At 68.4% G+C, this 13868-nt stretch carries 16 protein-coding genes; 5 read left to right on the top strand and 11 right to left on the bottom strand.

What is annotated here, in order from left to right; translation table 11 throughout:
• The first annotated feature begins 37 nt into the window (after positions 1–37).
• The 3 genes from ASF45_RS12380 to ASF45_RS12370 all read left to right on the top strand — a co-directional run bounded on the left by ASF45_RS12380 (position 38) and on the right by ASF45_RS12370 (position 2562).
• Positions 38–781: an OmpW family protein gene (locus ASF45_RS12380; protein WP_235580891.1), complete on the top strand. Its 744-nt coding sequence runs from the start codon at positions 38–40 to the stop codon at positions 779–781.
• Positions 782–824: 43 nt separating this feature from the next.
• Positions 825–1721, top strand: coding sequence for a LysR family transcriptional regulator (locus tag ASF45_RS12375; RefSeq protein ID WP_056663251.1), 897 nt, complete (start codon positions 825–827; stop codon positions 1719–1721).
• Between the two features lie 67 nt (positions 1722–1788).
• Positions 1789–2562, top strand: coding sequence for a sulfite exporter TauE/SafE family protein (locus ASF45_RS12370; protein ID WP_056662249.1), 774 nt, complete (start codon positions 1789–1791; stop codon positions 2560–2562).
• Here the strand turns inward: ASF45_RS12370 and ASF45_RS12365 are convergent, their stop codons facing one another.
• The 5 genes from ASF45_RS12365 to ASF45_RS12345 form a co-directional block, all read right to left on the bottom strand.
• Positions 2563–3651: a sulfate/molybdate ABC transporter ATP-binding protein gene (locus ASF45_RS12365; protein ID WP_056662246.1), complete on the bottom strand. Its 1089-nt coding sequence runs from the start codon at positions 3649–3651 to the stop codon at positions 2563–2565.
• An 8-nt stretch (positions 3652–3659) separates the two neighbouring features.
• Complete coding sequence (gene cysW / locus ASF45_RS12360) at positions 3660–4550, bottom strand: sulfate ABC transporter permease subunit CysW (RefSeq protein WP_056662243.1); 891 nt, start codon at positions 4548–4550, stop codon at positions 3660–3662.
• A 1-nt stretch (position 4551) separates the two neighbouring features.
• Complete coding sequence (gene cysT / locus ASF45_RS12355) at positions 4552–5442, bottom strand: sulfate ABC transporter permease subunit CysT (protein ID WP_056662241.1); 891 nt, start codon at positions 5440–5442, stop codon at positions 4552–4554.
• Between the two features lie 3 nt (positions 5443–5445).
• Positions 5446–6462, bottom strand: coding sequence for a sulfate ABC transporter substrate-binding protein (locus ASF45_RS12350; RefSeq protein ID WP_056662238.1), 1017 nt, complete (start codon positions 6460–6462; stop codon positions 5446–5448).
• Between the two features lie 115 nt (positions 6463–6577).
• Positions 6578–7471, bottom strand: a complete 894-nt coding sequence (locus ASF45_RS12345) for a LysR family transcriptional regulator (RefSeq protein WP_056662235.1) — start codon at positions 7469–7471, stop codon at positions 6578–6580.
• A gap of 111 nt (positions 7472–7582) precedes the next feature.
• On the opposite strand from ASF45_RS12345, the gene ASF45_RS12340 reads away from it, so the two are divergent.
• Positions 7583–8227 (top strand): FMN-dependent NADH-azoreductase, encoded by a 645-nt coding sequence (locus ASF45_RS12340; protein ID WP_056662232.1) that lies wholly within the window; start codon positions 7583–7585, stop codon positions 8225–8227.
• A 92-nt stretch (positions 8228–8319) separates the two neighbouring features.
• Positions 8320–9081 carry a class II aldolase/adducin family protein gene (locus ASF45_RS12335; RefSeq protein ID WP_056662229.1) on the top strand — a complete coding sequence of 254 codons (762 nt, stop codon included), beginning with the start codon at positions 8320–8322 and terminating at the stop codon, positions 9079–9081.
• A gap of 57 nt (positions 9082–9138) precedes the next feature.
• Here ASF45_RS12335 and ASF45_RS12330 read toward each other — a convergent pair whose 3' ends face one another.
• The 6 genes from ASF45_RS12330 to ASF45_RS12305 all read right to left on the bottom strand — a co-directional run bounded on the left by ASF45_RS12330 (position 9139) and on the right by ASF45_RS12305 (position 13739).
• A complete protein-coding gene (locus ASF45_RS12330) occupies positions 9139–9471 on the bottom strand; it encodes a hypothetical protein (RefSeq protein WP_056662226.1) in 333 nt (110 codons plus the stop codon).
• A gap of 200 nt (positions 9472–9671) precedes the next feature.
• Positions 9672–10004: a hypothetical protein gene (locus ASF45_RS12325; RefSeq protein ID WP_063887654.1), complete on the bottom strand. Its 333-nt coding sequence runs from the start codon at positions 10002–10004 to the stop codon at positions 9672–9674.
• 150 nt (positions 10005–10154) lie between these two features.
• Positions 10155–10598, bottom strand: coding sequence for a cyanase (gene cynS / locus ASF45_RS12320; RefSeq protein ID WP_056662220.1), 444 nt, complete (start codon positions 10596–10598; stop codon positions 10155–10157).
• Positions 10599–10625: 27 nt separating this feature from the next.
• The gene (locus tag ASF45_RS12315; protein WP_056662217.1) at positions 10626–11483 is read right to left on the bottom strand and encodes an ABC transporter ATP-binding protein; all 858 of its coding nucleotides are present in this window, start codon (positions 11481–11483) and stop codon (positions 10626–10628) included.
• On the bottom strand, positions 11473–12330 hold the full coding sequence (gene ntrB / locus ASF45_RS12310; protein WP_056662214.1) for a nitrate ABC transporter permease: 858 nt from the start codon (positions 12328–12330) through the stop codon (positions 11473–11475). Before ntrB ends, ASF45_RS12315 begins: the two co-directional genes overlap by 11 nt.
• Positions 12327–13739 (bottom strand): CmpA/NrtA family ABC transporter substrate-binding protein, encoded by a 1413-nt coding sequence (locus tag ASF45_RS12305; RefSeq protein WP_056662213.1) that lies wholly within the window; start codon positions 13737–13739, stop codon positions 12327–12329. Before ASF45_RS12305 ends, ntrB begins: the two co-directional genes overlap by 4 nt.
• Positions 13740–13868: the final 129 nt, after the last annotated feature.

Below are 13868 nucleotides of genomic sequence, written 5' to 3'. Positions count from 1 at the left end.
ATGCTGGCCTGCATTGACCGACTCAGGAGACCAGGACGTGCAGATTTCCACCCCACCCACAGTTCTGAGGGCCATCGCCACCACGGCGCTGGCCCTTCTCGCATGCAGCGGCGCATGGGCGCAGAAGGCCGGCGACATCGTGCTCGGCGGCGGCTGGCTGCGCTACGCGCCGCGCGACAAAAGCACCCCGCTGCGCCTGACATCGCCCGTGGAACGCGAGGTGCCCGGCTCGGGCTCCAGCCTGGACTACGCGGACACGCTGGGCCTGAACGTCCATTACTTCCTGACCGACAACTGGGCCGTGGAAGGCGTGTTCGGCATTCCGCCGCGGCTCAAGCTCCAGGGCGAGGGCTCGCTGGCAGGCATCGGCGAACTGGGCTCGGCACGGCTCTATGGCCCCTCGCTGCTGGCCAAGTACTTCTTCGGCCAGCCCAGCGACAAGTGGCGGCTGGCCGCTGGCCTCGGCGTGACCTACGCGCATTTCTCCGGTGTGCAGCTGACCGGCGGACTGCAGAACACGCTGGGTGGAGCACTGGGCCTGCCCGCGGGTGCCTCGAACACGCGCGCCAAGATCGACAGCCGCTTCGGCCCCGTGTTCGCGCTGGGCGCAACCTACGCGTTCACCGACCGCCTTGGCCTCACGCTGTCGGTCTCCTATGTGCGCATGAAGACCAAGGCCAAGCTCACCACCTACGCCAACGGCAATGCGGTCGCCACGTCGGAGAGCGGGATCACGCTCAACCCGGTGGTGCCCTTCGCTTATCTGACTTACCGGTTCTGAGCGCGTCCGCGGGCTGCCGGATTTCCATGGCAGCATGCCTGCCATGCTCACGCACCGCCAACTGCGCTACTTCGTGGAGATCGTCGACGCGGGCAGCTTCAGCCTGGCGGCCGAGCGGCTGTTCATCGCCCAGTCGGCACTGAGCCGGCAGGTGCGCGAGATGGAGCTGGCCCTGCAGGTGTCGCTGCTCGACCGCGACGCGCGCGGCCTGCAGATGACGCCGGCCGGCCGTTCGCTGTACGCCGATGCGCAGAAGATCCTGGGGGCACTGACCGATGCGATGGCGCGCGCCACGCATGCGCAGCGCGGTACCGATGGCACGCTGCAGCTGCTGCATTCGAGCTCGGTGCCGTTCACACCGGCCCTGCTGGCGCTGCTGGCACGGCACACGGCACAACACCCCGGCGTGGCCATCGAGATCGCGCAGGCCTCGTCCGAGCAGCAGGCGCTGGACATCGCCGAGGGCCGTGCCGACCTGGGCCTGGCGCGCGCGCCCATCCTGCGCCGGCGCGCTGCGCTGCACTACGCGGCGCTGTACCAAGAAGCCCTGGTGCTGGCCGTGCCGGCCGGCCATGCGCTGGCAGGCCAGGCCAGTGTCAGCGTGGCCGCGCTGCGCGGCGAGCGTTTCGTCGCCACGCCGCACCCGGAGCGCGGCGGCCTGGGCCATGCCGTGGCCGAGCTGTGCCGCGCGCACGGCTTCGCGCCGCAGCCGGCCGCGGTGCGCTCGCGCAAGTGGGCGCAGCTGGCGCTCGTGCAGGGCGGCCTGGGCATCGCCATCGTGCCCGCGTCCATGGGCGTGCTGGCACCCGAAGGCGTGCGCGTGCTGCCACTCACCGACCCGGGCTGCACGAGCGGCGTGCTCGCGCTGTGGCGCCACGACGCGCCGGCCCTCGTGCAGCGCTTCGCCACGGACCTGCAGGCCGCCTTCTCCCCCATCTGATTTCGAGATACGCGCGCGCCACAAGCTGTATTGGCCGGCGCGGGCCGGCGCGGCTAGATTGCGCGCCATGGATCCACTTGCTTCGCTGGCCGCCAGCCTGCCGCTGCCGCCACTTCCACTGCTGGCCGTGGGCCTGGGCGTGGCCCTGGCCTACGTCGTGTTCGGTCTCGCAGGCTTCGGCACTGCACTGGTGGCGGGCCCCGTGCTCGCGCACTTCGTGCCGGTGGCCACCATCGTGCCGCTGCTGGCCCTGCTCGACTGCGCGGCTGCGGGCGTGAACGTGGCGCGTGACCGGCGCGCGGCCGACCTCGCCGAGCTGCGGCGCCTGGTGCCGCTGATGGCCATCGGCAGCCTGGTCGGTGCCGCCATCCTGCTGCGCGGCCAGCCGCAGGCGCTGTTGCTCGCGCTGGGCCTGTTCGCGGTCGGCTACGCGCTCTATGCGCTGAGCGGCTTCAAGCCGGCCCGGCGGCTCACGCCGCGCGCAGCCCTGCCCTTCGGCCTGGTCGGTGGCGTGTTCTCGGCGCTGTTCGGCAGCGGCGGCTTCCTCTATGCGATCTACCTGAACGGGCGGCTGGACAGCGCCGAGCGCATGCGCGTGACACAGTCCACGCTGATCGGGCTGTCCACACTCACGCGCGTCGTGCTGTTCGCGCTGGCCGGTGTGTATGCGCGCAGCGAGACCCTGGGGCTCGCGCTGGCCCTGGTGCCGGCCATGCTGCTGGGCACGGCGCTCGGCCGGCGCATCACGCTCACGCTGCCGCGTGCGCAGTTCCTGCGCATCGTCAACGCTGTGGTGCTCTGCTCCGGCCTCGCGCTGCTGTGGCGCTACGCCACGGGCTGATCACACGCCTGCGCCGTGGTCGACGAAGACCTTGGCACGGCGCGGCGTGACGACCAGGGTCTCGCCCTCGCGGAAGCCACGCGCGTTGAACTCCTCGGCGGTCAGCTGGGCCTCGATGATCTGCTCGCCCCTGGCGTCCTCGGTGTCCAGCGGCGTGAGCTCCAGCCGCGCGATCGGGCCGACCACCAGCGCGCGCGTGAGCTGGGCCACGATGCCCGTGGCGCCCGGCGAGTAGCGCTCGACCTCCAGGTCGTGCGGGCGCACATAGGCGAAGGCCTTGGCGTCGCTGGCCGCGGCATGCTCGGGCGCGTCGATCTTCAGGCCCTGCACCAGCAGTTCGCCCTCGTGCGCGCGGCCGTGGAACAGGTTCACGTCGCCCAGGAAGCCGTAGACGAAGGGGCTGGCCGGGTGCTCCCAGACCTGCTGCGGCGTGCCGATCTGCTCGATCTGGCCCTTGTTCATAACGACCACGCGGTCGGCCACTTCGAGCGCCTCTTCCTGGTCGTGCGTCACGAAGATGCTGGTCACGTGCAGGTCGTCGTGCAGGCGGCGCAGCCAGCGGCGCAGCTCCTTGCGCACCTTGGCGTCGAGCGCGCCGAAGGGTTCGTCGAGCAGCAGCACCTTGGGCTCCACGGCCAGCGCGCGCGCCAGCGCGATGCGCTGGCGCTGCCCGCCCGACAGCTGCGCAGGAAAGCGGTCGGCCAGCCAGTCCAGCTGGACCAGGCCCAAGAGCTCGTGCACCTTGCTCTTGATCTGCGCTTCCGAGGGGCGCTGGCCGCGCGGCTTCATGCGCAGGCCGAAGGCCACGTTGTCGAACACCGTCATGTGGCGGAACAGCGCGTAGTGCTGGAACACGAAGCCGACCTGGCGCTCGCGCACGTGCACGTCGGTGGTGTCCTCGCCCGCGAACAGGATGCTGCCGGCGTCGCCGCTCTCCAGCCCGGCGATGATGCGCAGGAGCGTGGTCTTGCCGCAGCCCGAGGGACCCAGCAACGCGACAAGCTCGCCGGACGCGATGTCCAGGCTCACGTTGTTGAGTGCGCGGAAGTCGCCGAACTGCTTGCTGACGTTGCGGATTTCGATGCTCATGGTGTCTCTCAGGTTGCCGCGGCGGGACGCTCGAGCGGTAGGTCGGCGGCGGCCTTGCGCTCGCGCTCGTGCCGCCATTCGACCCAGCTCTTGATCGCCAGCGTGACCAGCGCCAGCAGGGCCAGCAGCGAGGCCACGGCGAAGGCGGCCACGCTCTGGTACTCGTTGTAGAGGATCTCCACATGCAGCGGCATGGTGTTGGTCTGGCCGCGGATGTGGCCCGAAACCACCGACACCGCACCGAACTCGCCCATGGCGCGCGCATTGCACAGGATCACGCCGTACAGCAGGCCCCACTTGATGTTGGGCAGCGTCACATGCCAGAAGGTCTGCCAGCCGGTGGCGCCCAGCACGATGGCGGCCTGCTCCTCCTCGTTGCCCTGCGCCTGCATGAGCGGGATCAGCTCGCGCGCGATGAACGGAAAGGTCACGAACACCGTGGCCAGCACGATGCCGGGGATCGCGAAGATGATCTTGACGTTGTGCTCGGCCAGCCAGGGCCCGAACCAGCCGTTGGCGCCGAACACCAGCACGTAGATCAGGCCGGCGACGACCGGCGAGACCGAGAACGGCAGGTCCACCAGCGTGGTCAGGAAGGCCTTGCCGCGGAACTCGTACTTGGCAATGCACCAGGCCGCGCAGACGCCGAACACCAGGTTCAGCGGCACGGCGATGGCCGCCGTGATCAGCGTGAGCCGGATCGCGGCCCAGGCATCGGGCTCCTTGAGCGCCTCCAGATAAGCATCCAGCCCCTTGCGCAGCGCCTCGGTGAACACCGCCGCGAGCGGCAGCGCCAGAAACAGCGCGAGGAACAGCAGCGCGATGCCGATCAGCGTGCGCCGGACCCAGGGGGTCTCGGTGGTCGTGATCTGCCGGCGCGTGACGTCGATGGCGGCCATCTCAGACGCCTCCCGAACGCTTGCGCTGCCAGGCCTGCAGGCCGTTGATGACCAGCAGCATGACGAACGAGAACAGCAGCATCACCACCGCCACGGCGGTCGCGCCGGCGTAGTCGTACTGCTCGAGCTTGCCGATGATGATCAGCGGCGTGATTTCGGACACCATGGGCATGTTGCCGGCGATGAAGATGACCGAGCCGTATTCGCCGATCGCGCGTGCGAAGGCCATGGCGAAGCCGGTCAGGAGGGCCGGCGCGATGGCCGGAAAGATCACCTTGGTGAAGGTCTGCAGGCGCGTGGCGCCCAGGCACATGGCGGCCTCTTCGAGCTCCTTCTCGGTGTCTTCGAGCACGGGCTGCACGGTGCGCACCACGAAGGGCAGGCCGATGAAGATCAGCGCGATGACCACGCCGTTGGGCGTGAACGCGAGCTTGATGCCCAGCGGCTCCAGGTACTGGCCGACCCAGCCGTTGCCTGCCAGCAGCGCCGTGAGCGAGATGCCGGCCACGGCCGTGGGCAGCGCGAAGGGCAGGTCCACCAGCGCGTCGACGATCTTCTTGCCGAAGAACTCGTAGCGCACCAGCACCCAGGCCACGAGCAGGCCGAACACGGTGTTGACACAGGCCGCGAGGAAGGAGGCGCCGAAGGTCAGCCGGTACGAGGCCAGCACGCGCGGCGAGCTCACGGCCTCCCAGAACTGCGGCCAGGTGAGCGTGAGCGTCTTGGCGAACAGCGCCGCCAGCGGGATCAGCACGACCAGGCTCAGGTACAGCAGCGTGTAGCCCAGCGTGATGTTGAAGCCGGGCAGCACGCGTTTGCCGCCTTTTCGGCGCGGCACGGCCGCCCCGGGCGCGGGCCCGGCCAGCGCCGCGGTGGAGGTCGTGGCGCTCATCGCTTACTTGACGGTGTAGAGCTTGTCGAACTGGCCACCGTCGTTGAAGTGCACCTTCTGCGCCTCGCCCAGCGAACCGAAGTACTTGGCCACGGTGTACTGCTTGATCGGCTTGAACAGATCCGCGTGCTTCTTGAGCACGGCGGCCGAACGCGGGCGCAGCGCATGCTGGGCGGCGATCTCCTGGGCTTCGTCGGTGTACAGGAAGTTCAGGTAGGCCTTGGCCGCGTCGCCCGTGCCCTTCTTGGCCACGGTGCGCTCGACCACGGCCACCGGGTTCTCGGCCACGATGCTGGTGGACGGGTGGATCGCGTCGACCTTGCCCTTGCCGAATTCGCGCTCGACCGAGATGACTTCGGATTCGAAGGTGATCAGCACGTCGCCGGTGTTGCGTTGCAGGAAGATACTGGTCGCGTCGCGGCCGCCCTTGCCCAGCACGGGCACATTGGCGTAGAGCTTCTTGACGAACTCGGCCGCCTGCGCGTCGGTGCCTCCGTTCTCGCGCACATAGCCCCAGGCCGCGAGATACGCGTAGCGGCCGTTGCCGCCGGTCTTGGGGTTCACGACCACGACCTGCACGCCGGGCTTGATGAGGTCGTCCCAGTCCTTGATGCCCTTGGGGTTGCCGTTGCGCACCAGGAACAGCATGGTCGAGGTGGTCGGCGAGGCGTCGTTGGGAAAGCGCTTGGCCCAGTCCTTGGCGACGATGCCGTTGCCAGCCAGGAATTCGATGTCGGTGGTGGTGTTGAAGGTCACCACGTCGGCGTCCAGGCCGTCGTTGACGGCGCGCGCCTGGGCGCTGGAGCCGCCGTGGGCCTGGTCGACCTTGATGTCCTTGCCCGTGGTCTTCTTGTAGTAGGGCACGAAGGCGGCGTTGATGTCCTTGTAGAACTCGCGCGCCACGTCGTAGGAGACGTTCAGCAGCGTCTGGGTCTGGGCCGAGGCGGCGGTGGCGGCGGCGAACAGCGCGGCGGCCAGGACGAAGCGGGCCGTGCGGCCTGAGAAGAACTTGGTGGTCATGACGGAATCCCTGAGCAGATGCCGCATTGTCAAGACCGCTTCGCTATGCGCAAACTATTGTTTTTCTCTTTGCTTTCATCCGAAAACTTATAAGGCGTGAGCGAATGCAACGGGCTCAGTGGAAGTCTCCCGTCTCCAGATGGTCCAGGAAGGCCCGCACGGCCGGCACCAGGCCGCGCCGCGACGTGAACACCGCATGGGCGATGCCCGGCGGCGGCGACCAGCCTTCGAGCACTTCGACCAGCCGGTTCGCATTCAGTGCCTCGCGACACATGTAGCCCGGCAGCAACGCCACGCCCACGCCGTCGATGGCGGCGCGCAGCAAGGTCTCCAGGTCGTCGGCCACGTAGCGCGGGTGGTGTTGCCACAGAAACTCGGCGCCATCGGGCCCTTGCAGCTTGACGCCAGCCCGCCCGTCGAGCGCCGACATGGCCATGGAGTCGAGCTGCTGCAGGTCCTGCGGCCGCAACGGCCGGCCCTGGCGCGCCAGCAGCGCGGGGCTGGCCACGAGGACCGACTGCGAGCGACCCAACTGCTTGACGACCAGGCTGGCACTGTCCTGCACACTGAGGCGCACGCGCAAGGCCACGTCCACGCCCTCCTCCACCGGATCGACCACGCGGTTGCTGACCTCCATCTCCACGCGCACCTGCGGATGGGCCAAAAGGAACCCTGGCATCAGCGCGCCGACCACCGACTGCGCCAGCGTGACCGGGCAGGTCACGCGCACCGTGCCGCGCGGCGCCACCGACAGGCGCTGCACCACCTCGCTGGCGGCCAGCGCCTCGCTGCGCATGGCCAGGCAATGGCGCAGGTAGAGCGTGCCGACCTCGGTCAGTGAGAGCTTGCGCGTGCTGCGGTGCAGCAGGCGCACGCCCAGCCGGTCTTCCAGCTCGGCCACGCGGCGTGACAACCGCGATTTGGGCAGGCCCAGCGCGCGGCCCGCGGCGGCGAAGCTGCCGCGCTCGGCGACTTCGGCGAAGAACAGCATGTCGTTGAGGTCTTGCATGGTGCGATTGTTTCCAACAATAGGACGATCAATTTCAATCCAGCCATCTTATCGACGACTACATCCACCAGCACAATCAATCCATCGCATCCAACCTTTGAAAGCCCTGCCATGAACATCCTGCACGTCGACTCCAGCGTCCTCGGCGACGCCTCCGTCACCCGCCAGCTGACCGCCAGCACCGTTGCCGCCTGGCGCGCCGCCCATCCCGGCACCCAGGTGCAGTACCTGGACCTGGCCGCCGAAGCACCTGCTCACTTCGGCGCCGATGCCCTGAGCTTCAAGCTCGGCCTGGACCTGAGCCAGGTCAGCGCGGCGCAACGCGCCGAGAACCTCGTGACCGAACGCTACCTGGCGCAGTTCCTGGCGTCGGATGTCATCGTGGTCGGCGCACCGCTGTACAACTTCTCGATCCCGACCCAGCTCAAGGCCTGGATCGACCGCCTGGCCGTGCCGGGCCGCGCCTTCCGCTACACCGCGGCCGGCCCCGAAGGCCTGGCCAAGGGCAAGACCGTGATCGTGGTCTCGGGCCGCGGCGGCATCTACTCGACCAGCGAGCAGGGCCGCGCACTGGAACACCAGGAGAGCTACCTGCAGACCGTGTTCGGCTTCTTCGGCATCACCGACGTGCGCTTCGTGCGTGCCGAGGGCGTGGCCTACGGCCCCGAGCAGCGCGCCGCCGCGCTGCGCCAGGGCGAGGCCGACATCGCCGCCGCGCTGGTGACCGCGCCGGCTGCCGAAGCCGTCAGCGCCTGAGCCGCCGGCCGCGCGGCCTTGTCCGCCGCCGGACAACGGGCGGCCGCGCCAGCACCTACAGTGGCGTCTTCCCACCACCTGGAGACGCCACGATGAACGCCCCCCAAGACCTGCGCGCCCATGTCAGTGCCGAGGAATGGCAGCTGCGCACCGACCTGGCCGCCTGCTACCGCCTGGTAGCGCTGTACGGCTGGAGCGACCTGGTGTTCACGCACATCAGCGCCCGCATCCCCGGGCCCGAGCACCACTTCTTGATCAACCCCTACGGCCTGATGTTCGACGAGATCACGGCCTCCAGCCTCGTGAAGGTGGACCAGGCCTGCAACAAGCTGATCGAATCGCCCTACCCCGTGAACCCAGCCGGCTTCGTGATCCACAGCGCGATCCACGCCGTGCGCGACGACGCCCAGTGCGTGCTGCACACGCACACGCGCGCCGGCATCGCGGTCAGCGCGCAAAAGGGTGGCGTGCTGCCGATCAGCCAGCAATCGACCTTCGTGCTGGCCTCATTGGCTTACCACGACTATGAAGGTGTGGCGATCCGCGACGACGAGAAGGCGCGGCTGCAGGCCGACCTGGGCACGGCCAACTTCCTGATGCTGCGCAACCACGGCCTGCTGACCGTGGGCGCGAGCATCGCCGATGCCTTCCTGGCCATGTACACCTTCGAGAACACCTGCCAGATCCAGATCGCCGCGCAGGCCGGCGGCGCTGAACTGGTGTCGGTGGACCCGGCCATCGTCGATGGCGTGGGCCATGCCTCGCGTGTGCAGACCGGCGGCCTGGGCGGGCGCTTCGTCTGGCCCGCGCTGCTGCGCAAGCTGGACCGGATCGACCCGAGCTACAAGAACTGATCGCTCAGGAAAGGCCGCAGGCAGCGCCTGCGCTGCCGGCGTGCGTACAGCCCCCGCTCACTGGGCCGGACCGACCTCGCCGGGGGGCTGCTTCTTGATGGCCTCGGTGCCGTCGGCCCGGCGCTTGGCGCGCGCGGCGGCTTTTTCCTCGGGAGTGGCCTTGACCACAGGCGGCGGCGCCTTCGCGCGACCGACCTCGCCGTCGCTGTTCTGCTTCACGGCTTCGGCGCCCTCGACCCTGCGCTCGGCCCTGGCGGCGGCCCTTTCCTGCGGCGAGGCCGGCGTGGCCGACGGCGGCTTCTTCACACCGCCCACTTCGCCCTGCGCGAAGGCGCCCACGGCGAACATCTGGGCCACGGCGATGCCGAGGGAGAACATGGTTTTCTTCATGGCTGGCTTTCAGGTCTCTGGAAGTTGCAAAGCTCGCGCCGCCGGACTGCGCCGGCACCGCGAACATCCATCGTATCCAAGGACCCGCCAAGCCAGCCCATCCGCGTGCGCATGGGCGCGCAGGAAGCCGGCGCCCCGCACGGCGGGCGCGGCTGTGCCGGTGTTCAGGCCCGGGCGGCCGGTGCCGCCCGGCGCGCCCCTTACTTGGTGGGGCCGACTTCGCCGGGAGGCGCCTGCTTGATCGCCGCGGCGCCTTCGGCCTTGCGCTTGGCGCGCGCGGCCGCCTTCTCCTCGGCCGACACCTTGGTCCGCGGTGCCGCCTTCTTCACGCTCCCCACTTCACCAGGGGGTTGATCCTTGATTGCAGCGGCGCCCTCGGCCTTGCGCTCGGCGCGCGCAGCGGCGCGCTCCTCGGGCGAAGCCTTTTGGGCGGGCGGCGGAGCCTTGGAGGTGCCAGCCTCACCTTGTGCGAAAGCACCGACGGCGAACATTTGCGCCAAGGCCACGCCGAGCGTGAGAACTACTTTTTTCATTGCTGTCTTTCCAGATCTCTGGGTGATTGAAACGGCTCTTCTTCTGTGCCGAAACCAGGGGGGTCTTGCACAGAAGTGCTACACGATAACCGAGCTTTGCGGCGTAATTGCAACATTTCATTTACAAGTCTGATGGCAGCAACACCTCTTCTAGTAGGTCTTGTACGGCAGGAACTTGCCAGATAGCACGACGTTGACGCGGTCGCCCTTGGGGTCGGGCTGGCGCACGATGTCCATGGAGAAATCGATGGCGCTCATGATGCCGTCGCCGAATTCCTCGTGGATCAGCTCCTTGATGGTGGTGCCGTAGACGTTGACGATCTCGTACCAGCGGTAGATCAGCGGATCGGTCGGCACGGCCGTGGGCAGCGAGCCCTTGTACGGCACGACCTGCAGCCACTTCTGCTCCTCGGCCGTGAGGCCGAAGATCTTGCCGACCGCCTTGGCCTGCTCGGCCGTGGCCGTCATCTGCCCCAGGCACAGCGCCGTGGTCCATTCCTTGGACTGGCCGACCTTCTTGGCCACGTCGGCCCATTGGATGCCTTTGGCGACCTTGGCGGTGATGATTTTTTCGGTGACTTCGAGGCGGTTCATTGCGGGTGTGCTCCGTGCTGTGAAAACTCAGTGCGCCAGGGCGCGGGTGACGAGGAAATCGACGATGTGGTTGCGCAGGTCGTAGTAGCCGTCCAGGTGGTGCAGGCCTGCGCGCGTGCGCTCGCGCGGCAGCGGGTTCGCCACCACCTCGGCGATGCCGCCGGGCTTGTAGCCGCCGGGTGTGTCGGCACCGTTGTGCATCAGCAGGATGCGGTCGGCCAGCAGGATGGCCTCGTCCACGTCGTGCGTGATCATGAAGACGGTCTGCTGGGTCTGCCGCACGATGGCCAGCAGTTCGTCCTGGATGCTGCCGCGCGTGAGCGCGTCCAGCGCGCCGAAGGGCTCGTCCAGCAGCAGCATCTTGGGCTGGATGGAGAAGGCGCGCGCGATGCCCACGCGCTGCTTCATGCCGCCAGACAGCTGGCTCGGCTTCCTGTCGATGGCCGGCAGCAGGCCGACCATGGCGACGAACTTCTGCACATGGGCGTCGACCTGGTTGCGCGTCCACCCGGGCCAGCGCGACTTGACCGCAAAGGCAATGTTCTGGCGCACCGTGAGCCAGGGCATCAGCGCATGGCTTTGGAACACCACGCCGCGCTCCAGGCTGGGGCCCACGAGTTCGCGTCCGTCCATGAACACATGGCCGGCGCTGGCGCGGTCCAGCCCGGCCAGCACGTTCAGGATGGTGGTCTTGCCGCAGCCGCTGTGGCCGATGATGCAGACGAATTCGCCGCGCGCGAGCGCGAACGACACGTCGGCGAACACCGGCCGCGCCGGTACGAAGGCCTTCGCCAGGCCCTCGATCTTCAGGAAAGCGTCCACGGCCGGGGCCTTTCGTTCGTCGGCCCGCAGCGCCGCAGCGCGCGCTGGCACCTCACTCCACATAGGTCACCGCCTTCTGCAACCGGCCGAACGCCAGGTCCAGCAGCATGCCGACCACGCCGATCAGGAGGATGGCGAAGATCACGTTGGTCAGCGACAGGTTGTTCCACTCGTTCCAGACGAAGTAGCCGATGCCGGTGCCGCCCACGAGCATCTCGGCCGCCACGATCACGAGCCAGGCGATGCCCATGCTGATGCGCATGCCGGTGAGGATGGTGGGCGCCGCCGCCGGCAGGACCACCTGGAAGGCCTTGCGCAGCGGCCGCACCTCCAGCGTGCTGGCCACGTTGAGCCAGTCGCGCCGCACCGAAGCCACGCCGAACGCGGTGTTGACCAGCATCGGCCAGACCGAGCAGATGAAGATCACGAAGATGCCGCTGATGGCCGAGTCCTTGATGGTGTAGAGCGCCAGCGGCATCCAGGCCAGCGGGCTGATGGGCTTGAGCACCTGGATGAACGGGTCGAGCGCGCGGTAGACCAGTGGCGACATGCCGATCACGAAGCCCAGCGGAATCGCCACCGCACAGGCCAGCAGGAAGCCCAATGCCACGCGGCCGAGCGAGTGGCCCAGTTGGATCGCGATGCCCTTGTCGTTGGGCCCGTTGTCGTAGAACGGGTTGGACAGGTGGCCCCAGACCGTGGCGCCCATCTGCGCCAGCGTGGGAAAGCCGCCGCTGCGTGCCGCGCCGGGGTCCTTGCCGGTCAGCCTGGCGTACTCGATCTCCTCGGCCGTCATGCCGGCCGTGCTGCCGGCGGCGGTGCCGCCCGTGGTCGCCAGGTGCCAGATGCCCAGCAAGGCCAGGAAGATCAGCACAGACAGCAACGCGGCCCGCAGGTTCAGGCTGCTCATGCCTTGCCGATCGCGAAGCTCTTGGCATAGGCCGCGGCCTTGTCCGCGTCGAACTCCCTGCCCATGATCTTGAACTTCGGGTAGGCGCCCTCGGGCGTCTTCTGGTCCAGCGCCGCCATCTGCTTCTTCGCGTCGGTCAGCAGGAACACGCGCTCGGCGATCTGCTTGTAGTCCACCTCGCCCTTGATGTAGCCCCAGCGCTGCATCTGCGTGAGCATCCAGACCGCCATGCTCTGCCAGGGGATGGGGTCGAAGTCGGCGCGGTTGGGCACGGTCTGGATCTTGCCGAGGCCGTCGGCGAAACGGCCGGTCAGCACCTGCGCCAGCACGGTCTCGGGCTGGTTCAGGTACTGGGCCGGCGCGATGACCTTGGCGATGAGTTCGCGGTTCTTGGCCTCGCGCGCCATGGCGGATGCGGTGAGCACGGCGCGGTAGAGGGCGGCGAAGGTGTTGGGGTTCTGCTGGATGAAGGCCGTGCTGGTGCCGAAGGCGCAGCAGGGGTGACCGTCCCACAGGTCCCGGGTCAGCAGGTGCAGGAAGCCGATCTCCTCGAACACCGCACGCTGGTTGAACGGGTCCGGGCCCAGGTAGCCGTCGATGTTGCCGGCGCGCAGGTTGGCCACCATCTCGGGCGGCGGCACCACGCGGATCTGGATGTCGGTGTCCGGGTTCAGCCCATGCTCGGCCACGTAGTAGCGCAACAGGAAGTTGTGCATGCTGAACTCGAAGGGCACGGCGAACTTGAAGCCCTTCCAGAGCTTGGGGTCGCGTTTGTCCTTGTGCTTGTTGGCCAGCGTGATGGCCTGGCCGTTGGTGTTCTGGATGGTGGCCACGTTCATGGGCGTGGCCTGGCTGCCCACGCCCAGCGAAATGGCCAGCGGCATGGGGGAGAGGAAGTGCGTGGCGTCGTACTCCTTGTTGAGCATCTTGTCGCGGATCAGGGCCCAACCCGCCGTCTTGACCACCTCCACGTTGAGGCCCTGCTTCTGGTAGAAGCCCAGCGGGTGGGCCATGATCAGCGGCGTGGCGCAGGTGATCGGGATGAAGCCGATCTTGAGGTCCTTCTTCTCCAGCGCGCCCTTCTCCTGGGCCATGGCCTGCAGGCTGGCGATGGGCAGCACGCTGCCGATGGCGGCCATGGCCGTGCCGCGGCCCACGGCGCGGATGAAGCGCCGGCGCAGGGCGTCGTGCGGGAACAGCGCCTTGACCAGCGCCGCCTCGACGAAGGCGTTGGAGCGGGCCTGCACGTCGGGCCGGCGCGCGCGCTCGCGCAGCTCGCGCGCAGCGCTGGCGGCCGTGGCGTCGACGGCGGCCTCGGCCGCATGCTCGGCAGCACTGTGGTCGCGTCCGCAGCTGCAGGCCAGGCGCAGCGGGCGTTCGGCGTCGTAGGGGTCGGCGAAGTCGGACATGGCACAGCTCCAAGACAAGGATGCCTGCCGCAGTGCAAGCTCTTTGCCAACCGGCGCGCCGCTGTGGCCGGCCCTGCAAGATCGTGGGCGCCACCACGACGGCCTGTAGGGCCAGCCCTACAACAGCGG

Origin of the sequence: Pseudorhodoferax sp. Leaf265, from assembly GCF_001422365.1 — a bacterium.
Taxonomy (GTDB): domain Bacteria; phylum Pseudomonadota; class Gammaproteobacteria; order Burkholderiales; family Burkholderiaceae_C; genus Pseudorhodoferax.
The sequence above is the reverse complement of the archived record's forward strand: the minus strand, read 5'-3'. Positions and strand labels throughout refer to the sequence as shown.

Bases quoted from the DNA above. Each gene is read 5' to 3' on its own strand.
- ASF45_RS12365 (WP_056662246.1), bottom strand. From the start codon at position 3,651: ATGAGCATCGAAATCCGCAACGTCAGCAAGCAGTTCGGCGACTTCCGC.
- ASF45_RS12340 (WP_056662232.1), top strand. From the start codon at position 7,583: ATGAACATCCTGCACGTCGACTCCAGCGTCCTCGGCGACGCCTCCGTC.
- ASF45_RS12350 (WP_056662238.1), bottom strand. From the start codon at position 6,462: ATGACCACCAAGTTCTTCTCAGGCCGCACGGCCCGCTTCGTCCTGGCC.
- ASF45_RS12370 (WP_056662249.1), top strand. From the start codon at position 1,789: ATGGATCCACTTGCTTCGCTGGCCGCCAGCCTGCCGCTGCCGCCACTT.
- ASF45_RS12335 (WP_056662229.1), top strand. From the start codon at position 8,320: ATGAACGCCCCCCAAGACCTGCGCGCCCATGTCAGTGCCGAGGAATGG.
- ASF45_RS12330 (WP_056662226.1), bottom strand. From the start codon at position 9,471: ATGAAGAAAACCATGTTCTCCCTCGGCATCGCCGTGGCCCAGATGTTC.
- ASF45_RS12315 (WP_056662217.1), bottom strand. From the start codon at position 11,483: ATGTGGAGTGAGGTGCCAGCGCGCGCTGCGGCGCTGCGGGCCGACGAA.
- ASF45_RS12375 (WP_056663251.1), top strand. From the start codon at position 825: ATGCTCACGCACCGCCAACTGCGCTACTTCGTGGAGATCGTCGACGCG.
- cysT (WP_056662241.1), bottom strand. From the start codon at position 5,442: ATGAGCGCCACGACCTCCACCGCGGCGCTGGCCGGGCCCGCGCCCGGG.
- cysW (WP_056662243.1), bottom strand. From the start codon at position 4,550: ATGGCCGCCATCGACGTCACGCGCCGGCAGATCACGACCACCGAGACC.
- ASF45_RS12325 (WP_063887654.1), bottom strand. From the start codon at position 10,004: ATGAAAAAAGTAGTTCTCACGCTCGGCGTGGCCTTGGCGCAAATGTTC.
- cynS (WP_056662220.1), bottom strand. From the start codon at position 10,598: ATGAACCGCCTCGAAGTCACCGAAAAAATCATCACCGCCAAGGTCGCC.
- ntrB (WP_056662214.1), bottom strand. From the start codon at position 12,330: ATGAGCAGCCTGAACCTGCGGGCCGCGTTGCTGTCTGTGCTGATCTTC.
- ASF45_RS12345 (WP_056662235.1), bottom strand. From the start codon at position 7,471: ATGCAAGACCTCAACGACATGCTGTTCTTCGCCGAAGTCGCCGAGCGC.
- ASF45_RS12305 (WP_056662213.1), bottom strand. From the start codon at position 13,739: ATGTCCGACTTCGCCGACCCCTACGACGCCGAACGCCCGCTGCGCCTG.